The organism is Undibacterium sp. YM2 (assembly GCF_009937975.1).
GTDB lineage: Bacteria > Pseudomonadota > Gammaproteobacteria > Burkholderiales > Burkholderiaceae_D > Undibacterium.
The window spans coordinates 845346-868837 of record NZ_AP018441.1 but is presented as its reverse complement, the minus strand read 5'-3'; the positions used below and the strand labels follow the sequence as shown (position 1 = coordinate 868837).

General features: G+C 51.9%; 19 protein-coding genes and 1 pseudogene. 2 read left to right on the top strand and 18 right to left on the bottom strand.

The features are described 5' to 3' along the window. Positions 1-6: 6 nt before the first annotated feature. The 4 genes from argJ to UNDYM_RS03965 all read right to left on the bottom strand — a co-directional run bounded on the left by argJ (position 7) and on the right by UNDYM_RS03965 (position 6669). On the bottom strand, positions 7-1245 hold the full coding sequence (gene argJ, locus UNDYM_RS03980) for a bifunctional glutamate N-acetyltransferase/amino-acid acetyltransferase ArgJ (RefSeq protein WP_162039875.1): 1239 nt from the start codon (positions 1243-1245) through the stop codon (positions 7-9). Positions 1246-1347: 102 nt separating this feature from the next. Further along, on the bottom strand, positions 1348-2529 hold the full coding sequence (locus UNDYM_RS03975) for an acyl-CoA dehydrogenase family protein (protein WP_162039874.1): 1182 nt from the start codon (positions 2527-2529) through the stop codon (positions 1348-1350). Positions 2530-2726: 197 nt separating this feature from the next. Then, entirely contained in the window at positions 2727-5486 is a 2760-nt protein-coding gene (gene secA / locus UNDYM_RS03970) for a preprotein translocase subunit SecA (RefSeq protein WP_162039873.1), read from the bottom strand. 232 nt (positions 5487-5718) lie between these two features. Further along, positions 5719-6669, bottom strand: coding sequence for a M23 family metallopeptidase (locus tag UNDYM_RS03965; RefSeq protein WP_162039872.1), 951 nt, complete (start codon positions 6667-6669; stop codon positions 5719-5721). An 82-nt stretch (positions 6670-6751) separates the two neighbouring features. On the opposite strand from UNDYM_RS03965, the gene UNDYM_RS03960 reads away from it, so the two are divergent. Then, positions 6752-7255 (top strand): DciA family protein, encoded by a 504-nt coding sequence (locus tag UNDYM_RS03960; protein WP_162039871.1) that lies wholly within the window; start codon positions 6752-6754, stop codon positions 7253-7255. A 36-nt stretch (positions 7256-7291) separates the two neighbouring features. On the opposite strand, the gene lpxC is transcribed toward UNDYM_RS03960, so the two are convergent. Further along, positions 7292-8227, bottom strand: coding sequence for a UDP-3-O-acyl-N-acetylglucosamine deacetylase (gene lpxC / locus UNDYM_RS03955; RefSeq protein WP_162039870.1), 936 nt, complete (start codon positions 8225-8227; stop codon positions 7292-7294). A 210-nt stretch (positions 8228-8437) separates the two neighbouring features. Here lpxC and UNDYM_RS03950 point away from each other — a divergent pair. Beyond that, positions 8438-8788, top strand: a pseudogene (locus UNDYM_RS03950) (GNAT family N-acetyltransferase); the annotation flags it as partial. 84 nt (positions 8789-8872) lie between these two features. On the opposite strand, the gene UNDYM_RS03945 reads toward UNDYM_RS03950, so the two are convergent. The 13 genes from UNDYM_RS03945 to UNDYM_RS03885 all read right to left on the bottom strand — a co-directional run bounded on the left by UNDYM_RS03945 (position 8873) and on the right by UNDYM_RS03885 (position 23486). Next, a complete protein-coding gene (locus tag UNDYM_RS03945; protein ID WP_110255260.1) occupies positions 8873-9379 on the bottom strand; it encodes a peroxiredoxin in 507 nt (168 codons plus the stop codon). Next, complete coding sequence (locus UNDYM_RS03940) at positions 9376-9675, bottom strand: hypothetical protein (RefSeq protein ID WP_162039869.1); 300 nt, start codon at positions 9673-9675, stop codon at positions 9376-9378. Before UNDYM_RS03940 ends, UNDYM_RS03945 begins: the two co-directional genes overlap by 4 nt. Before the next feature lie 116 nt (positions 9676-9791). Next, complete coding sequence (ftsZ, locus tag UNDYM_RS03935; RefSeq protein WP_162039868.1) at positions 9792-10991, bottom strand: cell division protein FtsZ; 1200 nt, start codon at positions 10989-10991, stop codon at positions 9792-9794. A 124-nt stretch (positions 10992-11115) separates the two neighbouring features. After that, on the bottom strand, positions 11116-12348 hold the full coding sequence (gene ftsA, locus UNDYM_RS03930; RefSeq protein ID WP_110255262.1) for a cell division protein FtsA: 1233 nt from the start codon (positions 12346-12348) through the stop codon (positions 11116-11118). Beyond that, positions 12345-13136: a cell division protein FtsQ/DivIB gene (locus tag UNDYM_RS03925; RefSeq protein ID WP_162039867.1), complete on the bottom strand. Its 792-nt coding sequence runs from the start codon at positions 13134-13136 to the stop codon at positions 12345-12347. The genes ftsA and UNDYM_RS03925 overlap by 4 nt, the downstream gene beginning before the upstream one ends. Positions 13137-13153: 17 nt before the next feature. Further along, complete coding sequence (locus UNDYM_RS03920) at positions 13154-14116, bottom strand: D-alanine--D-alanine ligase (RefSeq protein ID WP_174244921.1); 963 nt, start codon at positions 14114-14116, stop codon at positions 13154-13156. A 27-nt stretch (positions 14117-14143) separates the two neighbouring features. Then, entirely contained in the window at positions 14144-15529 is a 1386-nt protein-coding gene (murC, locus tag UNDYM_RS03915) for a UDP-N-acetylmuramate--L-alanine ligase (protein WP_162039866.1), read from the bottom strand. After that, entirely contained in the window at positions 15526-16617 is a 1092-nt protein-coding gene (gene murG, locus UNDYM_RS03910) for an undecaprenyldiphospho-muramoylpentapeptide beta-N-acetylglucosaminyltransferase (RefSeq protein WP_232063690.1), read from the bottom strand. Before murG ends, murC begins: the two co-directional genes overlap by 4 nt. Beyond that, complete coding sequence (gene ftsW / locus UNDYM_RS03905; protein ID WP_232064077.1) at positions 16614-17747, bottom strand: putative lipid II flippase FtsW; 1134 nt, start codon at positions 17745-17747, stop codon at positions 16614-16616. The genes murG and ftsW overlap by 4 nt, the downstream gene beginning before the upstream one ends. A gap of 83 nt (positions 17748-17830) precedes the next feature. After that, a complete protein-coding gene (murD, locus tag UNDYM_RS03900) occupies positions 17831-19336 on the bottom strand; it encodes a UDP-N-acetylmuramoyl-L-alanine--D-glutamate ligase (RefSeq protein WP_162039864.1) in 1506 nt (501 codons plus the stop codon). Between the two features lie 46 nt (positions 19337-19382). After that, the gene (gene mraY / locus UNDYM_RS03895) at positions 19383-20552 is read right to left on the bottom strand and encodes a phospho-N-acetylmuramoyl-pentapeptide-transferase (RefSeq protein WP_162039863.1); all 1170 of its coding nucleotides are present in this window, start codon (positions 20550-20552) and stop codon (positions 19383-19385) included. A gap of 1 nt (position 20553) precedes the next feature. Further along, on the bottom strand, positions 20554-21972 hold the full coding sequence (gene murF / locus UNDYM_RS03890; protein ID WP_162039862.1) for a UDP-N-acetylmuramoyl-tripeptide--D-alanyl-D-alanine ligase: 1419 nt from the start codon (positions 21970-21972) through the stop codon (positions 20554-20556). Next, positions 21972-23486: a UDP-N-acetylmuramoyl-L-alanyl-D-glutamate--2,6-diaminopimelate ligase gene (locus tag UNDYM_RS03885; protein ID WP_232063689.1), complete on the bottom strand. Its 1515-nt coding sequence runs from the start codon at positions 23484-23486 to the stop codon at positions 21972-21974. The genes murF and UNDYM_RS03885 overlap by 1 nt, the downstream gene beginning before the upstream one ends. Positions 23487-23492 lie beyond the last annotated feature (6 nt).

Here is a 23492-nt window from a genome sequence, read left to right as displayed (position 1 = left end):
TCCAGATCAGGAGCGGTAGTCGGCGTTGATGGAGACATAGTCATGCGATAGGTCGCAAGTCCAGACTGTCGCAGCTGCATCGCCACGTGCCAGTTTGACGCGTATGGTGATTTCGCTCTGTTTCATGATGCGCTGACCGTCTTCTTCGCGGTAGTCAGGATTGCGGCCACCATTCTTGGCGACCCAGACATCATCCAGGTAGAGGTTCAGTTTGCCTACATCCAGGTCATTCACACCGGCATAGCCGATGGCTGCCAGGATGCGACCCAGGTTAGGATCAGAGGCAAAGAAAGCGGTTTTCACCAGAGGGGAATGGGCGATCGAGTAGGCGATCTTGCGGCATTCTTCTACATCACGGCCTTCTTCCACTGCAATCGTCATGAACTTGGTCGCGCCTTCGCCATCACGGATAATCATGTGGGCGAGTTTTTGCGACAACGCAGTCACGGCTTCTGCCAGTGCTACATATTCTGGTGTCTCGACATCATTGACTTCAACTTCACCCGCGCCAGTGGCGATGAGCATGAAGGAGTCATTAGTGGAAGTATCACCATCGATGGTGATGCAATTGAAAGACTTGTCAGCCGCCTGCTTGACCATGTGATCCAGCACATTTTGCGCAACCTTGGCATCTATCGCCAGATAACCCAGCATGGTCGCCATATTTGGCTTGATCATGCCCGCACCTTTGCTGATGCCTGTCATGGTCACGGTTTTACCGTTGATTTCCACCGTCGCCGATGCCGCCTTGGGCTGGGTATCGGTAGTCATGATGGCGGTAGCGGCATTGAACCAGTTATCCGCTGTCAGGTTCGCTATGGCTGCAGGTAAACCGGCGACCAGCCTGTCGACCGGCAATTGCTCCAGGATCACGCCAGTAGAAAATGGCAGGATTTGAGAAGCTTCGCAACCCAGCAATTCTGCCAGGGCAGTACAAGTCGCATTTGCTGCCGCCAGACCAGCATCGCCGGTGCCAGCATTGGCATTACCAGTATTCACCACCAGCGCACGAATAGGGCTGGATGCCATGTGCAGGCCTTCCAGATGGGCCTTGCAGACCTGCACGGGAGCCGCGCAAAAGCGGTTGATCGTAAATACCCCGGAGACGGTCGCCGTAGGGGCCAGTTCCATGACCAGTACGTCTTTGCGATTGGGCTTGCGTATGCCAGCCTCGGCATAACCCAGGCGTATGCCAGCTACCGGTTTCAAATCTGCAGCCACAGGGATGGGGGAATTTACGGCCATGGTTTTTCCTTGCGTTGAAATCAAGCCGACATTGTAGGGCATTTTGTTGCACTGCGAAGCATGTTTGCGCTGAGGAAATTTCACGCAGGACGGGCGTAGCCCTTACAGCCCCATGATCATTTGAGCAATGATATTTTTTTGTATTTCATTTGAGCCACCATAGATGGATAGCTTGCGCATATTCAGGTAATTAATGGCAAGCGGGCTGGCCAGCTCACTGGTATCCTGGCGATCACGCAGGGGCAAAGCCTGCTCTCCTACGGCCTGCACCAGCAATTCAGTGATGGCCTGTTGTATTTCCGTACCCTTGATCTTCAGTATCGATGCTTCCGGCCCCGGCGCATGGCTTTGCTCTTCTGCTGACAAGACGCGCAGATTCGTCATTTCCAGCGCCATCAAGTCTATCTCTACCTGTGCCAGACGCATGGCAAAAGCAGCATCCTCCATAAGCGGTTTGCCGTTCTTGAATTCGCGTGCGGCTACTCTTTTCAATCTGGCCAGCTCACGCTTGGCTATGCCTATACCCGCGATATTGGTGCGCTCATGCCCCAGCAAAAACTTGGCATAAGTCCAGCCCTTGTTTTCTTCACCGACCAGATTAGCAACCGGTACTTTGACATCATCAAACCAGACTTCATTGACTTCATGTGCACCGTCCATGGTGATGATGGGCCTGACAGTGACGCCAGGGGATTTCATGTAGATGAGTAAAAATGAAATACCGCGCTGGGCCTTGGCTTCGCGGTCTGTACGGACCAGGCAAAATATCCAGTCGGCATAATGTGCCAGCGTAGTCCAAGTCTTTTGACCATTGACTACATAGTATTCGCCTTCGCTGTCACGCCTGCGTTCAGCCGTGGTCTTGACGGAAGCGAGGTCAGAGCCGGAGCCCGGCTCCGAATACCCCTGGCACCACCATTCATCGGCAGTCAGTATGTTAGGCAAAAATCTCTGCTGCTGTTCAGGCGAGCCAAATTCCATGATGACGGGTGCCACCATCTTGATGCCAAAAGGTGGCAGCCGTGGTGCCCCGGCAGCGGCGCATTCTTCTTCGAATATATATCGCTGCACAGCAGACCAGCCAGTGCCGCCATGCGCAGCAGGCCAGGAGGAGGCACCCCAGCCCTGGGCATGCAGTATCTTTTGCCATTGCTGGTAATCGCTTTTTTCCAGTGCTATGCCATGATGCACTTTATGGCTGATGGCCTGAGGTAATGAAGTTTGCAGAAAATGACGGACCAGTTGACGGAAACCCAGCTCTGCATCGTTAAAGTTCAAGTCCATACGCCCCCTCAGGTCTGGTCATCACAGCTTGCGACTCCAGAATATAGAACGAATGCTCAAATAAGCACGCTCGTTCACTTTAACTCCGGGATTTGCTTGCGTCAAGTGAGCGCATCAGGATTCGCTAAATTGACACTGGACGACGAAAAAACAAAAGGCGACCAATGGTCGCCTTTTGTTTTTGTACTACTCAATGATCAGGCAAGTTTGCCGTGGCATTGCTTGAACTTTTTGCCGCTGCCGCAAGGGCAAGGGTCATTGCGACCTACCTTCAGGGCGTAATTGATTTCTGGCTGGTCAGTGCCAAAGTCGGCGGCAGGAGCCAGCATTTCTTCAGGCGTTGCATCTGCATCAAAATCGGCGTGCTGGTAATGAACGTTTTCAATCTGCGACTGTGCAAGTCGTTCTTCTGCTGCATCAATCTCTTCACGGGATTGTATACGCACAGTGACCACGGTCCTGACCACTTCGTTCTTGATCGCTTCGAGCATCTGGCCAAACAGTTCAAACGCTTCGCGCTTGTATTCCTGTTTAGGATTTTTCTGTGCGTAACCGCGCAGATGGATACCCTGGCGCAAATGATCGAGTGCCGCCAGATGTTCACGCCAGTGTGTATCTATGCTTTGCAGCATGACATTGCGCTCGAAACCGGCAAAAGATTCTTTGCCGACGATGGATATCTTGGCTTCATAAACATCATTGGCCGCTTTTTGCACACGTTCCAGAATATCTTCATCGGTGATATTGGCATCATCCTTGAGCATTTGCGACAGCGGCAAATCAAGCGCCCATTCATCACGCAAGACTGCTTCGAGGCCCGGGATATTCCACTGTTCTTCGACTGATTCTGCCGGTACATATTCACGTACGATGTCTTCAAACATGCCATGACGCAGTGAAGAAATCAGTTCTGCCATGTCCTGCGCTTCCAGCAATTCATTACGTTGCTGGTAAATCACTTTACGCTGGTCATTGGCGACGTCATCGTACTCCAGCAATTGCTTGCGGATATCAAAGTTACGTGCTTCTACCTTGCGCTGTGCCGATTCTATGGAGCGGGAAACGATACCTGCTTCGATAGGTTCACCTTCAGGCATTTTGAGCCTGTCCATGATGGCACGGACGCGGTCACCGGCAAAAATACGCAACAGCGTATCGTCGAGTGACAGGTAAAAACGGGAAGAACCCGGATCGCCCTGACGGCCAGAACGGCCACGCAATTGATTATCCACGCGACGGGATTCATGGCGTTCAGTGCCAACGATGTGCAAGCCACCAGCATTGACCACTGTCTCATGCAGAGACTGCCATTCGTCACGCAGCTTTTGCGATTGCGTCTCTTTGTCTGCATCAGACAAAGCTGCATTCGCTTCTATCATTTGCACCTGCTTGGCGACGTTACCACCGAGTACGATATCCGTACCACGACCCGCCATATTGGTAGCGATGGTGATGGCTTTTGGACGACCGGCCTGGGCAATGATTTCCGCTTCACGCGCATGCTGCTTGGCGTTCAGTACATTGTGTGGCAAACCTGCCTTGTCCAGTATGCCGGACAAGAGTTCAGAATTTTCAATCGAAGTCGTACCTACCAGTACTGGCTGACCACGCTCATAACAATCCTTGATGTCGATGAGCATGGCATTGTATTTTTCTTGCGCAGACTTATAGACCTGGTCTTGCCTGTCCTTGCGTTGCGAAGGACGGTTAGGTGGAATAACCACGGTTTCGAGACCGTAGATTTCCTGGAATTCATAAGCCTCTGTATCAGCCGTACCCGTCATGCCTGACAGTTTGGTGTACATACGGAAGTAGTTCTGGAAAGTGATCGATGCCAGGGTCTGGTTCTCGTTCTGGATGCGTACACCTTCTTTGGCTTCAACCGCCTGGTGCAAGCCATCAGACCAGCGACGGCCAGTCATCATACGGCCGGTGAATTCATCAACGATGACGATTTCATCGTTCTGCACTACATAGTGCTGATCCTTGAAATACAGGGCATGTGCACGCAGGGCGGCGTACAAATGATGGATCAGGGTAATATTGGCGGCATCATACACAGATGCACCTTCAGGCAGCAAACCCATTTGCGTGAGTATGCGTTCCACCTTGTCATGACCAGCTTCAGTCAGCAAGACCTGATGAGCTTTCTCGTCCTTGGTGTAGTCACCTGGCACTTCTATCTTGCCCTTGCCATCAGGTGTTTCTTCACCGATTTGCAGGGTCAGCAGCTTGGGTACTTCATTGATCTTGTAGTACAGCTCGGTATGATTTTCAGCCTGGCCGGAAATGATCAATGGTGTACGGGCTTCATCGATAAGAATCGAATCGACTTCATCGACAACGGCAAAATTCAGGCTGCGCTGTACACGGTCCTTGGCTTCATAGACCATGTTGTCGCGCAGGTAATCGAAACCGTATTCATTATTCGTGCCATAGGTAATGTCAGAAGCATAGGCTGCCTGCTTGGCATCGTGATCAAGCTGCGACAGGTTGATACCGGTAGTCAGTCCCAGCCAGCCATACAGGCGCCCCATCCATTCGGCATCGCGCTGCGCCAGATAATCATTGACGGTAACAACGTGCACGCCCTTGCCAGACAAGGCATTCAGGTAGATTGGCAGGGTCGCCATCAGGGTTTTACCCTCGCCCGTGCCCATTTCAGCGATTTTGCCGTAATGCAAAACCATGCCGCCTATCATCTGTACGTCAAAATGACGCATTTTCAGGACGCGCTTGCTAGCCTCACGGCAGACAGCAAAAGCTTCGACGAGTATGGCATCGAGTGACTCTCCGTTCGCAACACGTGCTTTGAACTCGGCAGTCTTGGCTTGCAAAGCCTCGTCCGACAAGGCTTCCAGCTTGGGTTCCAATGCGTTGATCTCACGCACCGTCTTTTGGTATTGCTTCAAAAGCCGCTGATTGCGGCTGCCGAATATCTTGGTCAGGAATGACATGCTATGAACGGAAAGTTAAATTCTTAAAAAAATTGTTGAAATAGTGCTTAATTTGACAACAACATTAGGATAACCTGTGATTTTACCATGTGACACTCAATTAACCAGTAATTGCGCAATTTCCCTGCCTGTTGGGCAGTAAAATGGATTATTTGGCAATTACTGGGCGCGTACCCGGCAAACAATTCCCAGACATGGAATGGCAGTTGGAGGCTGAATCGGCAATCTCAAGTTATTTTTGATTCAATGCAGAAAGATTGGCCTGATTAGCCCCGGCAGACAAGAATTTGTGGGGATTTTGTGGCACGCCTTTGACATGTACTTCAAAGTGCAAATGTGCACCTGTGGAACGGCCGGTAGAACCAATGTCTGCAATATGCTGGCCACGTTTGACGATGTCACCCAGCTTGACGTGGATTTTGGAAGAGTGGGCATAACGGGTCATGATCTCGCCACCATGATCAATTTCCACCATATTGCCAAATTGTGGATGATATTCTGCCGCAACCACGACACCGCCTGCTGCTGCAACGATGTGGGTACCGGTAGGTCCAGAGAAATCTATGCCCTCATGAAAGGCACTGCGGCCAGAAAATGGGTCAAGTCGCCAACCAAAACCAGATGCATTGTAAGCAACATTAACGGGTTGTATGGTTGGCAGTAGCTTGGATTGCACCTTGAAACCCATGAGCTTGGTTTCAACTACATTCATATAATCTGATCTGTGCTCGATATCCACAGACATCGCAGCCAGTGCTGCCTGGAATTCTGCCATATTCAATTCCTTGGCGGGCTGGGTAGTAACTTCGGGGCCGCCACGGCCCGGCAATTCCTTGAAGTTGAATTCTTCCGGCTTGACACCGGCCAGGCCCTGCACCCGCTCACCGAGTGCATCGAGACGTATCAGTTGCGCCTGCATTTCACCGAGCTTGGCCGCCATCGCAGCGAGGTTTTCTTTCATGAACTTGTCTTTATTGCCAGCATCACTTGCGGCAGCGACCGGAACCAGGTCGCGCAAGACTGGCAAGTCAGCGCTGGCCAGCTTCAGGGTCAGGGCCGCCATCAGGGCAGCGCAACAAGTGATGACCAACAGGAATGCAAAAGTAGCAAGGATGACGTGACGGGAAGACAAAGTCACTGACTTTGCCTGGGTAAAGCGGGAGTGCATCAAAATGATTTGCATCAATATGCTCCTCTGAAAACGAAAGGCGGCCTGGTGCTCCTTGTGAGAGCTGGCCTGCCCTGTTTGTGGTAAGGTATTGCGCATGTCAACATTCTCACGCCCTACCTATCCGATTAACATTAAACGCGGTCGCAAAGTGCCTGGTGCCAGCGAAGCCGCTGACTTTTTGCGCAGCAACGAGAAAATCTCACAACTACTGCCCACAGTGCAGCGCAATCTGAAGCTGCAAAAAGACTGTGGACTGATACTGCCGCCGATATTTGCCTCTTGTGAGGTCATGCAAGTAACGGAGGGACAGTTGACGCTATCAGCGCCGAATGCCGCACTGGCGACCAAATTGAAACAGCAATGCCCGAAACTGCAAGCATTTTTGCAAGAACGGGGATGGCAGATTAACGCAATCCGGATCAAAGTACAAGTCAGGCGCGTCGTGGAGAAACCTGTTGCCGTTAAGCAAATAGCATTTTCAGGCAAGGCCTTGCAGGCGCTTGGGCAGTTGGAACATGCTCTGGAAGACACACCGCAAAATGCAGATTTGCGGGCAGCGCTGAGCCGCCTGATACAGCGCCATCGCTCTGGAAGCTGATTTCAGCAGGCCGCACATGAGCTCAAAGTCAGGGCTTTAAGCGAGTGCCCACTCCCTGTCCACTTGCGTGGCATACGTCGGCGGTGCCATATCAAGATCATCAAAACTGACAATTTCATACGCATCTGGCTGGGCCAGCAAGGCGCGCAATAACTGATTGTTCAAGCCATGGCCAGACTTGTGGGCAGTATAGCTGGCGAGGAAGGGATGGCCGATCAGGTATAAATCACCAATCGCATCCAGTATCTTGTGGCGAACAAATTCATCATCAAAACGCAGGCCATCTGAATTCAGGATACGGTATTCGTCCATGACTATCGCGTTTTCCATGGAGCCACCACGGGCCAGACCTATGCCCCTGAGCATTTCCACATCCTGCATGAAACCGAAAGTCCGTGCCCTGGCAACATCCTGCACAAAGGTAGCGCTGGCAAAATCAACCACGGCGGTTTGCACCGTGCCATCGACTGCGGGATGATTGAATTCTATAAAGAAATGCAGCTTGAAACCATTGAAAGGCTCCAGCCTCGCCCATTTCTCGGACTTGCCCGTACCTTCGCGAATTTCTACCGGCTTTAATACACGGATAAATTTCTTGGCAGCATCCTGCTCCTGCATACCCGCCTGCTGCAATAAATAGACAAAAGATGAAGCAGAACCATCCATGATGGGAATTTCTTCGGCACTGACATCAATGTACAGATTGTCCAGTCCCAGACCTGCACAGGCAGACAACAAATGCTCTACCGTTGATACCTTGCCATGCTCATTCGACAAGGTCGATGCCATGCGGGTATCGCCCACGGCCAGCGCCTGGGCGGGTAATACCACGGGTGGGATCAAGTCTGTGCGCGTAAAAATAATGCCGGTATCCACAGGTGCCGGGCGCATGACGAGTTCAACCTTGGTGCCGGAGTGCAGGCCGACGCCAACTGTTTTCACTGTTTGTTTGATGGTTCTTTGCTTTAACATCGCGCTATTATAGCGTTTCGGGCAATTTTCCATGCGGACGCACGGAAATTACCCGCTACTCTTCTTAAAAATGAATACAAAAACAACAATTCAAATTCGCCGTGCCTCAGCCGCAGATCTCGAAGCCATGTGTGAGCTCAGCGACCAGATCAATGCCCAGCACCACGCCGCTGCCCCAAGGTTTTCGTACAAAAACCAAATCGAGAACTTGACCGCCAATTCTGGCATGGCACATTTGAAAATCCTGCCGGTTGCGCCTTGCTGGCCTGCGACGCTGAACAGGTTCTGGGCTTCATCACCATGAGCTGGCATGAAAACACCACGATTCCCTTCTTGTACCGACGCCGTATTTGCCGCATAGGCACGATCGTAGTATCTGGTAATCATCAGAAACGGGGGATAGGGAAATTATTGATGGATGGCGCAACGAACTGGGCACGCGAGCATGAGGCAGTGGAAATCAGGCTGGAGGTGTTTGACTTCAACCGCAATGCCATGGATTTTTATGCTGCCCAGGGTTATGGCGTGCAGTCGCATATCATGAGCAAATCATTAGACTAAAGCAGCCATGCATGCAATAAAAAAGACGCTCAGTGCAGTCAGTGAGCACTCAGCGCCTTTCTTGATGCAAATCAGAAAACCTGATTAGCCCAATTGTGCCAACAGCGTTTCTGCGTTCGATACTTCAAACTTGCCGCCTTCTTCGATATTCAGTTGTTTGACGACACCGTCAACAGCCAGCAAAGAATAACGCTGGGAACGTGTGCCCATGCCAAATTTGCTGAAATCTGCATCCAGGCCCAGCGCTTTGCTGAAATCTGCATTGCCGTCTGCCATCATGCGGACGATGCCAGTGGATTTTTGATCACGGCCCCATGCGCCCATGACGAATGCGTCATTGACGGAGATACACCAGATTTCATCAACGCCCTTGGCTTTCAAATCTGCTGCCAGCGCAACATAGCCAGGCACATGCTTGGCTGAGCAAGTTGGCGTGTACGCGCCAGGCAGGCCAAAAATCGCAATGGTTTTACCTTTGGTCAGGTCTGCGACCTTAAATGTATTTGGGCCGAGTGAACATCCTTCTGATTCCACTTCAATAAATTCTGCCAGGCTGCCTTCAGGCAGGGTATCGCCAATCTTGATTGTCATTTTATGCTCCCTAGATAAGTATTCGGATATTCACTGCCTTGCTGTATGCCGCCTCCACCAAAAGCAGGAAGTTTGAGCCATATCAACACCGACAGTGAAGGACGCAAGTATGCCTGAGCTAGAATTTTCTTGCAGAAGTTAAAAGGTAAAAGCTTAAGACCATTAACCACAGAGGCACAGAGACACCGAGAAAGGCAAGAGAACCCCAAAGCTTTTTCTCTCTTGTTTTTCCTCTGTGGTGTAGCAGGGAATTCGTGCGGCATGCCGCGCGCCTGCGGAACGAAGTCTGCTTGCAAGCAGACTTTCCTCCCTCTGTGCCTCTGTGGTGAGCTTTTTGGTCTGAATTTTCGATCAGCAAATAAAAAACGCCAGCCTCTTCTGAAGCTGGCGTTCTGCTGAAAAACCAGATAAATCAGTCAGCCTGTTTGCGCAGGAAAGCTGGGATATCGTAGGTTTCCATGCCATTTTTTTCCAGGGCACGTACTGTTTCTGACGCAGATTCACGGCGCCATACTGCAGGTTTGCTCAAGCCATCAAATCCTGCGGAACCAGTTGCAGCACCAGTGCTGATGGTGGCAGAAGTCATGACCGGGCTGGCCATCACGGTTTCATTGTGCGTACCGGTACGCAGCATAGGTGTTTGCACCAGCTGGATATTTTTCTTGCCACGACCCAAGCCGGTTGCAACTACCGTCACACGGATATCGTCACCCATGTTGTCGTCATAAGCGATACCCTGGGCAATCGATGCGTCCGGTGCAGCGAAAGCGCGCACGGTGGACATGACTTCCTTGATCTCTTTACCTTTGAGACCACGGCTCGCTGTGACATTCACCAACACGCCGCGTGCACCAGACAAATCGATACCATCCAGCAGTGGAGATGCAACTGCCTGTTCAGCAGCGATGCGGGCGCGATCAACACCAGAAGCTGTCGCCGTACCCATCATGGCCTTGCCTTGTTCGCCCATGATGGTTTTCACGTCATTGAAATCGACGTTGATATGGCCAGGCACATTGATGATCTCGGCAATACCGGCGACGGCATTGTTCAGGACATCATCGGCATGTTGCAGCCATTCGATCATGCTGTCGTCTTCATAAATCTCTTCGAGTTTTTCGTTGAGAATGATGATCAGGGAATCGACATGCTGAGACAAGGCTTCCAGGCCTTCGTCGGCGATGTCCATGCATTTCTGACCTTCGTAGGAAAATGGTTTGGAAACCACGGCCACGGTCAGCGCACCCAGTTCTTTGGCGACTTGCGCAACTACGGGAGCAGCACCAGTACCTGTACCACCGCCCATACCTGCAGCGATAAATACCATGTGCGCGCCGCGCAATGCGTCTTCGATGCGGGCACGGGAATCCTCAGCCAGCTTACGGCCGACTTCGGGTTTCATACCTGCGCCCAGACCGGTCTCGCCGATCTGTATCACATTGTTTGCTTTAGACTGCAACAGTGCTTGCGCATCTGTGTTTGCTGCAATGAACTCAACGCCGGACACGCCTTTGTTGATCATGTGCTGAACCGCATTGCCGCCTGCGCCACCTACGCCGACAACCTTGATTACGGTGCCTTGTGTGGCGTTATCAACCATATCGAACTCCATCATGACTCCTCCAGGTAGGCAGTTATCAGTCGCTAGGCATCACCGGGATGTGACGACTAGCGACTAATAACTGTATATCGAACTATTATAAAATGACTACACCAAATTAGATACAAAATACAAGCTAAAAATTCCCTAAAAACCACTCTTTCATGCGTTGCCAGACCGCTTTGGCTGAACCTTCTTGCCGAGTGACCAGATGACCGCGCAAATACTGCTTCTTCGCTTCCAACAACAACCCCAAAACTGTGGCATAACGCAGGCTGCGCACGACATCTGCCAACTGTCCGCTATACGCTGGCATGCCTAATCTGGTCGGCTTCAAAAAGATGTCTTCTGCCATCTCGACCATGCCCGGCATGGCAGCAGAACCGCCTGTCAAAACGATGCCGGATGAGAGCACATCTTCATAGCCGGATTCACGCACCACCTGGTGCACCAACGCAAACAATTCTTCAACGCGCGGCTCTATCACTGCCGCCAAAGCCTGGCGCGACAAGGAGCGCGGGCCGCGGTCACCAAGACCAGGCACTTCCAGCGTGTCGGACGGATCAGCCAATACCTGTTTGGCGACACCAAAACGCACCTTGATTTCTTCTGCTTCCGAGGTCGGCGTGCGCAAGGCCATCGCGATATCATTGGTGATCTGGTCACCGGCTATCGGTATCACAGCAGTGTGTCGTATCGCACCTTCGCTGAATACTGCAACGTCAGTTGTGCCGCCACCGATATCGATGAGTACCACGCCCAGCTCTTTTTCATCCTTGGTCAGCACGGCTTCAGCCGAGGCCATAGGTTGCAAGATCAGGTCAGATACTTCAAGGCCGCAACGGCGTACGCATTTGACGATGTTCTGCACCGCAGACACAGCACCGGTAACGATATGCACTTTGACTTCGAGACGTATACCGCTCATACCTATCGGTTCGCGCACATCGTCCTGGCTATCAACGATAAATTCTTGCGGCAAGGTATGCAGCAATTGCTGGTCAGTAGGAATATTGACAGCCTTGGCAGTTTCTATCACGCGCGAAACGTCAGCTGCGGTGACTTCCTTATCCTTGATAGCCACCATGCCGCTGGAATTAAAGCTGCGGATATGGCTGCCGGCAATACCGGTATATACATTGCGTATCTTGCAGTCCGCCATCAACTCGGCTTCTTCCAAAGCGCGCTGTATGGATTCGACGGTCGCCTCGATATTAACGACGACGCCTTTTTTCAGCCCCTTGGATTCATGCTGGCCCAGGCCTATGACTTCATGCCTGCCGTCAGGCATGACTTCTGCCACGACCGCCACAATTTTTGAGGTGCCGATATCGAGACCAACGATCAGATTTTTAGCGTCTTTTGTCATGTCTTTCCACTTGCTTTTGTTTGCTTTTTTGATCCGATATTGCTATGACTCGATTTGAGCGCCAGGCCATTCGGATAACGCATGTCCACACTTTCAATACTGTCCTGCAAACTAGCCAGCAGTTGCGGATAGACTGTCATCAGTTTATCCACCCTGCTCTTGAGCGTTGTTGCATCCTGCACTCTGCCCAATTGCACCTGCATGCCATTATTCAACTTCAGACTCCAGGCATAACGACTGGAGTAACTCACTTCATCCGGTGCCAGACTGATCCTGGCAAACCAGTTTTTAAATTCCAGATACTGCGCCAGCACTTCTTTTTCACTACCATCCGGTCCACTCAGGGCCACCAGATCTGCATCATCCTCGGCCTCTGCCAGGTTGGCGGTGAACACATCGCCCTTGGCAGAAATCAATTGCCCGTTTTCACCCCAGGTGCCCAGTGCCACATGTTCTTCCAGGGTGACGATGAGTTTGTTCGGCCATTCTCTTTGTACGCTGGCCTTGCGCACCCAGGGTACTGCTTCAAAAGCTGTTCTTACCGCATCCAGATTTGCAGTAAAAAAATTACCCCTGATCTTGGGTAAAGCCGTGTTCCTGATCGTCAGCGTATTCACATGCCGTAAACCTGCACTATCAACCGCACTGCTCGCTTCTACCCGTATCACGCGCAAGGTAAAAAATGGCCTTTGTATTACCCACCAGACGCCTGACAACACCAAGATGAACAGTACCAGCCCAAACAGGGCATTCGCGGTATTGTTCATCAGCTTGCTGTCATGCCACATTTTTTACTCTTACTCGTTTACTTTTTTGTTTCAGATTTAATTTTCAAGCTTGCTGTCTTCAAAATTTCCACACACAAGTCTTCATAACTGATGCCTACTGCCTTGGCTGCCATGGGCACCAGCGAATGCCCGGTCATGCCTGGAGAAGTATTAATCTCCAGCAAGAACGGTTTGTTATCCGACTTGCGCAACAAGACATCAACCCTGGCCCAGCCTTCGCAATCCAGTGCGCGGTAAGCATCGACAGCCATTTTGCGGATGGCATCGGTCAAATCCTGTTCCAGGACTGCCGGGCAAATGTATTGCGTGTCATCAGTAAAATACTTGTTCTGGTAATCGTAGTTACCATCAGGTGCCACGATTTCAGTAATCGGCAATGCATACGCCTGCTCACCCTTGCCGAGTATCGCCACTGTCAATTCGCGGCCTTCGACAAATTCTTCTGCCAGCACGACTTCATCAAACTGGGCCGCCAAAGCATAGGCCTCCTGCATATCTGAATATCCGACGACCTTGGTGATACCTATTGTAGAACCCTCATGTGGCGGCTTGATGATAAGTGGCAAACCAAGTTCGTCCGGCACACGGCGCAATTCAGTCTGGCCGGTCAACACGGCATAAGCAGGAGTGCTCAGGCCATAGGTTTGCCAGATACGCTTGGTAAAAATCTTGTCCATGGCGATCGCTGATGCCATGACACCGCTGCCCGTGTAAGGAATATTCAATTGCTCCAGCACACCTTGCAGACTGCCATCTTCACCATAGCGGCCATGCAGGGCAATGAAAACACGGTCAAATTTTTCTGCGGCCAATTCAGCGATGCTGCGTTCTGCCGTGTCAAAACCATGGGCATCTATGCCTTTGCTTTTCAAGGCTTGCAATACGCCAGTACCGGACATCAGGGAGATTTCACGCTCAGCCGAACGCCCGCCAAATAACACGCCTACTTTGCCCAGAGATTTCAAATTCAATTCGCTCATGATGATCTGATCACTTGTTTTCTACATTTACACTGACTGCGCCAGTTTTGCCGGCACAGCATTGATGGAACCTGCCCCCATGACGATGACTACATCGCCGTCTTTCAATACCCGTAAAATACTGTCGGGCATTTCCAAAATATCTTCTACAAATACCGGCTCTACCTTGCCCATGACGCGCAGGGCGCGCGACAGGGAGCGGCCATCTGCCGCCAATATCGGTGCTTCGCCAGCGGCATAGACTTCTGCCAGTACCACCGCGTCAGCATCAGAAATCACACGGACGAAATCTTCAAACAGATCACGGGTACGGGTATAACGGTGCGGCTGGAAAGCCAGCACCAGCCTGCGGCCTGGATAAGCGCCACGTGCTGCCGCCAAAGTAGCAGCCATTTCCACTGGATGATGACCATAGTCATCCACCAGGGCAAAAGTGCCGCCATTGGCCAGAGCGATTTCACCATAGCGGGTAAAGCGACGACCTACACCGTTGAATTCGCTCAGCGCTTTTTGCGTTGCCTCATCGCTGACACCGACTTCACGCGCTATCGCTATCGCGGCGCAGGCATTTTGTACATTGTGCATGCCAGGCTGGTTCAGGCTGACCTGCATATTCTCATAGCCATCTTGCACTACGGTGAAATGCATCTTGCCATTGGCGGCTGTAGCATCCACTGCACGTACATCGGCATCTGCATGAAAACCATAAGTGACGATGGGTTTGGATACGAAAGGCATGATTTCACGCACGTTCGCATCATCCAGGCACAAAACTGCCACGCCGTAGAATGGCAATCGCTGGGTAAATTCGATGAAAGCCTGTTTCAGGCGGGCGAAGTCATGACCATAGGTTTCCATATGGTCGGCATCGATATTGGTGATGACTTCAATCACTGGCAAGAGATTGAGGAAAGAAGCATCAGATTCATCGGCTTCTGCCACGATGAAATCGCCGCTACCCAGTTTGGCATTGGCACCAGCACTATTGAGCAAACCGCCGATGACGAAAGTCGGGTCGAGACCACCTTGTGCCAATACACTGGCAACCAGGCTGGTCGTCGTCGTCTTGCCATGTGTACCGGCAATCGCGATACCGCTTTTCAAACGCATGAGTTCTGCCAGCATCATGGCGCGTGGCACGATGGGGATATGTTTGGCGCGGGCAGCGATGACTTCAGGGTTATCACCCTTAACTGCCGTCGATGTCACGACAGCATCTGCACCCGCAATATTTTCTGCCGCGTGACCCAGCATGACGTTTGCACCCAGCTGCGCCAGTCGTTTTGAAGCAGCATTGCTGCCGAGGTCAGAACCGGAGATAGTGTAGCCGAGATTCAACAAGACTTCGGCGATACCGCTCATGCCCGAGCCGCCTATGCCTACAAAATGGATGTGTTTGACTTTGTGTTTCATGCTAATGCTTCCAGAATATGGGCGATGTTGGCACTGGCTTCGCGCTGCCCCAGGGCGTAGGCTGTTTCAGCCATCGCCAGGCATTGCGCTCTGTCCAGTACTTTTAATTTTTCTGCCAGCAAGGCTGGGCTTAATTCAGTTTGTGGCAAATGGATGGCGGCTTTTTGTCCTGCCATCCAGATGGCGTTTTCTTTTTGATGCGAAGTGCTTGACGCCATGAAAGGCACGAGTATGCTGGCCACACCGGCAGCAGTCAGTTCAGACACAGTAATCGCACCGGCGCGGCAAATCACCAGATCAGCCTCGGCATAGCGGCGCGGCATGTCGTCGATAAAGTCCAGCACTTCAGCCTGCACACCTGCCTGCGCATAACTTTGGCGCAAAGCTTCTATATGTTGTTTGCCAGACTGATGTGTAATCAGTGGACGCTGGGCTTCTGGCAGCAAGGCCACCGCCTGAGGTACTGCGTCATTCAATACCTTGGCACCCAGGCTGCCGCCAACGACCAGTATGCGCAAAGGGCCAGTGCGTTCTGCATAACGTGTCGCTGGCGCTGGCAATTCGCAAATTTCTTTGCGTATGGGGTTGCCAATAACAGTTGTTTTCTGATCCGCTGTTACTGTTGCCGATGGCAGACCAAACAGTAATTTACTGGCGAAAGGACGCAAAGCCTTGTTCGACAGCAGCAAGGCAGCATCCGCATTCATCAACACAACTGGCTTACCGCGCAAGGCTGCCATGATGCCGCCAGGCACGGTCACATAACCGCCCATGCCCAATACCACATCTGGCTGACGGCGACCGATGATGCTAAAGCAGCTAAAGAAACTCTTGACCAGTTTAAAAGCACCGCTGACCGTGTGCGACAAACCCTTGCCACGCAAGCCAGAGAAATCAATATTGTCCATGGCGATATTGTGCTTGGGTACGATCTGCCCTTCCATGCCTATCTGCGTACCCAGCCAGCTGACTTGCCAGCCGCGTTCGCGCATGATGTCGGCTATCGCCAGACCAGGGAAGATATGCCCACCTGTGCCGGCTGCCATGATCAGCAATTTTTTTGGCATTTTTTGTATGGCCTGGCTCATGCACGGCCTCCACGCATCAAGACGCGGTTTTCATAATCGACACGCAACAAAATCGCCAAACCCACACAATTAATCATGACACCAGAACCACCATAACTCATCAAAGGCAGGGTCAAACCTTTGGTAGGCAACAAGCCCAGGTTAACCCCCATATTAATAAACGCCTGCACACCTATCCAGATACCTATGCCCTTGGCCAGCAAACCGGCAAAGGTCTGATCCAGCGCTATCGCTTGCCTGCCGATTTCAAAAGCGCGTTTCAGCAACCAGTAAAATAAAAGTACGACTGCCATGACACCAACGAATCCCAGCTCTTCTCCGATGACAGCCAGCAAAAAATCTGTGTGTGCTTCTGGCAGGTAATGCAGTTTTTGTACGCTGGCACCGAGGCCTACGCCAAATAATTCACCACGGCCAAATGCAATCAGCGAATGTGTCAGCTGGTAGGCCTTGCCCAGTGCATGATCTTCGTCAAATGGGCTAAGGTAGGCAAAAATACGTTCACGCCGCCATGGCGATATCAAGATAACCGCAGTAAAGATACCGATCAGGGTAGCGGCAATGCCACCGAACCAGACGCCGTTGATACCCCCCAAAAACAGGATGCCCATGGCGATACAAACGATGACGCCAAAAGCACCCAGGTCAGGCTCCAGCAATAACAGCAAACCCACGATGCCAACCGCTGCCAGCATGGGGACGAAACCCTTGGTCAGTTTGTGCATGTATTCCTGTTTGCGCACGGTATAGTCGGCGGCATACAAGACCATGAACAGCTTCATCAATTCAGAAGGTTGCAAATTCAAGACTTTGAAAGACAACCAGCGTTTGGCACCATTGACGCCCTTGCCCAGACCCGGTATCAATACTGCTACCAGCAAGACCAGGGTCGCCACAAATAAATAAGGTGCATATTTTTGCCAGGTCGCGATCGGGATACGGAATACCAATGCACCTGCGATCAGGGCCACCACGACAAAGATCGCCTGACGAATCAGGAAATGCGAATTTTTGTAATTGGCATACTTGGGTGAATCAGGCAAAGAGATGGAAGCCGAATACACCATGACCATGCCAAACAGCATCAGGATAATTGTCACCCACACCAAAGGCTGGTCATAGTCCATCATCTTGGACCGGCTGACCAGGTTGGTACTCGCTGGCGGTGCGCCAAACGGGGACCATCTTTGCAGTGGGAGCAACAACTGACGCATCAGCAGACCTCCCCGCGTGCCAGTGCGATTTCACGCACCGCATCGACAAACACTTCAGCGCGATGGGCATAATTGCGGAACATGTCCAGACTCGCGCAAGCCGGTGACAGCAGAACGATGTCGCCATCTGCCGCCATCTCAGCCGCTGCCTGCACTGCCATTTCCAGTGTTGCGACATCGTGTACAGACACGCCGGTCACTGCCAATGCCTGTTGCAACTCGTCTTTGGCTTTGCCTATCAATATGACAGCTTTGGTATAACGCTCGACCGGATCAGCCAGAGGAGAAAAATCCTGGCCCTTGCCCTCGCCACCGGCAATCAAAATAATCCGTTTATGCAATGCGTCAGATTGCTGGCCCAGGCCTCTCAAAGCAGCGACCGTGGCACCAACATTGGTCCCCTTGCTGTCGTCGATATAATCAACGCCGGCTATATTGGCAACCTGCTCTACCCTGTGCGGTTCGCCTTTGTAATCACGCAAACCATGCAGCAGGGGCGCAAATGACAAACCTATGCCACGGCACAAAGCCAGGGCAGCCAGGGCATTTGCCGCATTATGCTGACCACGGATTTGCAAGGCATCCGTCGGCATCAGGCGGCTGATGATGACCGGCATTTCTTCGACTTCTTTTTTCTTGCGACGGCTATTCGTGACAACAGGTGCGTCTTCTGCCGGATTTGCTACCGCCAGCCAGCCCATGCCATGCTCATTCAGCAAACCCATGTCCGCCAGGTGTTTGGGTGCATCGACACCAAAGCTGACTGCATTGCCATGCGGCTTGGCCATGGACATGACAAGTGCATCATCACGGTTCAGGACTTGCAAAGTCTGTTCGCCAAAAATCTTTGCCTTGTCAGCGCAATACGCTTGCAGGCTGCCATGCCAGTCCAGATGGTCCTGGGTGATATTCAATACGGTTGCCACATCGGCTTGCAGACTATGCGTGGTATGCAACTGGAAGCTGGACAATTCCAGCACCCAGACTTGCGGCAGACTGTCTTGCTCCAGGCACTCACGCAAAACATCGAGTACAGCCGGGCTGATATTGCCTGCGACCTTGACTGTCAAACCGGCACGCTCTACCAGCAAACCAACCAGGCTGGTAACGGTGGTTTTGCCATTGGTGCCAGTGATGGCGATGACTTTAGGCTGGTATTCGCGCTCAGCCTTCAAAGCTTGCAGAGCCTGGGCAAACAACTCTATCTCGCCCCAGACCGGGATATTTTTTTCAGCAGCTATTGGTAACAGTTCCTGCAATTCACGCAGAGGTGACAAACCGGGGCTGACTGCCATCAACTCAACATCATCGAGCAATGCCGGGTTGAATGGACCGCCAATAAATTCCACCTGATCTGACAGTGCCTGCAATTGTGGCAACCTGTCGGGGGCTTCACGAGTATCGGCAACACGCAGGCGTGCACCGGCGCGCAACAGCCATTGCGCCATCGCCAGCCCGGTTTCACCCAGGCCCAGAACCAGTACATGTTTACCTGAAAAATCCATAAACTCTATATCTATCTCTTAACGTAACTTATTTAACGTAACTTATTTAACGTAACTTCAGTGAAGACAAACCTATCAGCACCAGCAACATGGTGATGATCCAGAAACGCACGACAACCTGGGTTTCTTTCCAGCCTTTTTTCTCAAAATGGTGATGCAAAGGTGCCATCAACAACAGGCGGCGGCCTTCGCCATATTTCCTCTTGGTGTATTTGAAGTAACTGACTTGCAGCATGACGGACAAAGTCTCTGCCACAAAAATACCACCCATGATGAACAGCACAATTTCTTGCCTGACGATGACTGCCACCGTACCCAGTGCGCCACCCAAGGCGAGTGCCCCTACGTCACCCATGAATACTTGTGCGGGGTGAGCATTGAACCAGAGAAAAGCCAGACCAGCCCCGGCCATCGCACCACAGAAAATCAGCAATTCACCAGCGCCTGGTATATGCGGTATCAACAGATATTTGGCATAACCGACATTACCCGTCAGGTAAGCAAACAGACCCAGGGCAGAACCGACCATGATGGTAGGCATGATGGCCAGACCATCGAGGCCATCAGTAAAATTCACGGCATTGCTGGTACCGACGATGACGCAATAAGTCAAAGCGATAAAACCCCAGACGCCGAGGGGATAGCTGACAGTTTTAAAAAAGGGCACGATCAAATCTGCCTTGGGTGGCAAATCCATATTGAAGCCGGACTGTACCCAGGCGATAAACAATTCCAGCACTTTTGAATTGCTTGGTGCAGAGACTGAAAACGCCAGATAAAAAGCAGCGATCAAACCTATCAGCGATTGCCAGAAATATTTTTCCCTGGAGCGCATGCCTTCAGGGTCTTTGTAAACCACCTTGCGGTAATCATCAACCCAACCTACTGCACCATAACCGAGGGTGACTATCATGACTACCCAGATAAAACGGTTGCTCAAATCACCCCACAATAAAGTGGAGATGCCAATCGAAATCAAGACCAGTACGCCCCCCATGGTAGGCGTACCGGATTTAACCAAATGTGTTTCCATGCCATAGCTGCGCACAGCCTGGCCTACCTTGAGCCTGGTCAGCATGCGGATAACCGCTGGACCAGCAAAAATACCGATGGAGATGGCCGTCATCGTGGCAAAAACTGCGCGGAAGGTAATAAACCCAAAGACGCGCAGCCAGCCTATATCCTGCTTTAACATTTCAGCCAACCAGAGCAACATACTAGTGATTCCCTATTATTTTTTGTTGTAATGTATTTTTTTCTTTATCGTCTGCTGCCAAAAGATGCGCAACGACTCTTTCCATCTTCATGAAACGCGAGCCTTTGACCAGAACTATGGTGTCAGCGGATACTTGTGCATCAAGGTTCTGGCACAGGTTTTCCACGCTGGCGAAATGCTGGGCACCTGCACCATAGCCTTGTGCAGCATGGGCAACCAACTCACCGAGCAGTAGCAATTTCTTGATGCCGCGCTGCTGCGCATACTCGCCAATTTCATGATGGAATTGCGCGCCGTTTTCACCAACCTCGCCCATGTCACCGAGTACCAGCGCAGTGTCACCACCGATTTGTGCCAGCACATCAATCGCAGCACGCACAGAATCAGGATTGGCGTTATAGCTGTCATCAATCACGGTTGCACCGCAATGTGCTTGCTTGCGTTGCAGGCGACCATTGACTGGTGAGAAATTTTCGAGTCCTGCAACGATGGCTTCTTTGCTGATGCCGGTCGCATGGCAGCAAGCCGCAGCGGCAAGCGCATTCAAGACATTGTGCTGGCCTGCTGCATTCAGACGTACTGACAATACCTGGCCAGCCAGGTTGATTTGCAAATCACTGCCAAACACGCTGGGCAGGTAAGTCGCATGCACATCAGCGTCAGGTGTCAGACCAAAAGTCAGGGTTTTACGCTGACCGCGTTCAGACGCAAAGGATTGCCATAAAGCTGTATAAGTATCGTTAGCAGGGAATACAGCCACGCCATCATCTGGCAGACACTGTATCGCCACACCATTTTCGCGCGCCACTGCTTCCACGTTTTGCATGAATTCCTGATGTTCGCGCTGTGCATTGTTGACCAATGCCACGGTAGGCATTGCGGCAGATGCCAGCAAGGCGATTTCACCAGGATGGTTCATGCCCATTTCTATGACGGCGGCCTTATGTCCGGCATGCAATTGCATGATGGTCAGGGGCACGCCGATTTCATTGTTCAAATTGCCTGCGGTCGCCAGACGGCCATCTGCACCAAACGCTGCCGCCAGGATAGAAGAAATCATTTCCTTGACGGTGGTCTTGCCGTTGCTGCCTGTCACACCAATGACGGGCAGCTCAAACTTCTGACGCCAGAAGCGCCCTACTTTTACCAGCGCCAGTTTGCTGTCTGCCATCTGCAAGGCTGGCAGGCTGAAATCTGCAGGCAGGCGTTCAGCGATCACTGCTGCAGCACCGGCAGCCGCGACTTGCGGCAAGAAATCATGGGCATCAAAGTTTTCACCGCGCAGGGCAACGAACAGATCGCCAGCGCCAACTTTGCGGCTGTCAGTGGTCAGACCAGTGATGCGGGTGACGACACCGGCATCACCAGTCAGTTTCGCCGCAGGCATGGCAGCTTGTAATTCCTGAAGAGTGAATTCCATCAGCTTCCCCTCTTCGTATTACCGCTGGTTGCGACAGTAGCAAGTGAGAGTGCGGCATGCTCTTCATCGGAGAATGGCCATTTCTTGCCATTGATATCCTGATAGGTTTCATGGCCTTTGCCAGCCAGCAAAACTACATCATGATGATCTGCATGCTTGATCGCATACAGGATCGCATTGGCGCGGTCTTCGATTACTTGCGGCGTGCCCGTCATGCCTTTGAGAATGTCTTCTATGATCTGCGATGGATTTTCACTGCGCGGATTGTCACTGGTGACAACAACATGTTGCGCCAGCTCAGCAATCTTGCCCATCTGCGGCCGCTTGCCCGGATCACGGTCACCGCCGCAACCAAACACACACCACAAAGCCCCGGCTCTTTCTTGCGCAACCTGCTGCAAGGCTTCCAGGGTTTTTTCGAGTGCATCTGGCGTGTGCGCATAATCAATAACGACCATGACATGACCGGCAGTACCCAGCAATTGCATGCGGCCAGGGACCGGTGTGAGTTTTTCTATGATGCCTACTGCCTTGTTCAGGGCGATGCCCTTGCTCAGCAACACGGCGAGTACCGCCAGGATATTGCTGACATTGAACTTGCCTATGAGCTGTGTCTTGACTTGCGCCGCGCCATAAGGAGATTCAAGATGGAAGCTGGTACCTGCATGGCTGGTTTTCAGATTGCTGGCGACCAGTGCATCTATGCCCGATACGAGTTCTTTTTCCAGACTGTAGCCCAGCAGCTTGGTAGCTGGCTGACTGGCTTGCAGATGCTTGACCAGTTCCAGACCATAAGCATCATCCAGGTTGATGACAGCCGTACCCAGGCTTTGCCAGTCAAACAGCTTTGTTTTGGCTGCGGCATAGCCCTGCATGTCGCCATGGTAATCAAGATGATCACGCGTCAGATTCGTCAGCACGGCCACATCAAAATGCAGACCGTTCAAACGGCCCTGGTCCAGGCCTATGGAAGAAGCTTCTATCGCCAGTGCCTGTGCACCATCGCGCTGCAAGTCGGACAGTTTTTGCTGCAAGCCTATGGCGTCGGGCGTGGTGTAACCAGTTTCTGCCAGTTGCCCAAGGATACCATTGCGGTACTGGCCTATGCCCAAGGTGCCGATGACAGCCGCAGGCATACCACTCAGCGAAAGCGCTTTGGCTATCCATTGTGTGCAGGAAGTCTTGCCATTGGTGCCGGTAACGGCCACATTGAACCAGCCATTATCTGGCTGCCCATACCAGGCATGGGCGACATGGCCAACCACGTCCTGCAGATTATCTATCGGCAGATGTGCGACCTTGAGTGAGTTGAGTGCCTCATCCCATGTGAATTCATTTGCTTCATACACCACTGCGATTGCGCCATTGGCGACCGCATGGGCTATGTGTGCACGGCCATCGGTAATGTGGGTGCGCAAGGCAAAGAAGACATCCCCTGTTTGTATGGAGCGGGAATCTGAACGCAATTGCGCATTCGGCGCATGCTGCTTCAGCCAGTCCAGTATTGCTATCATAATTAT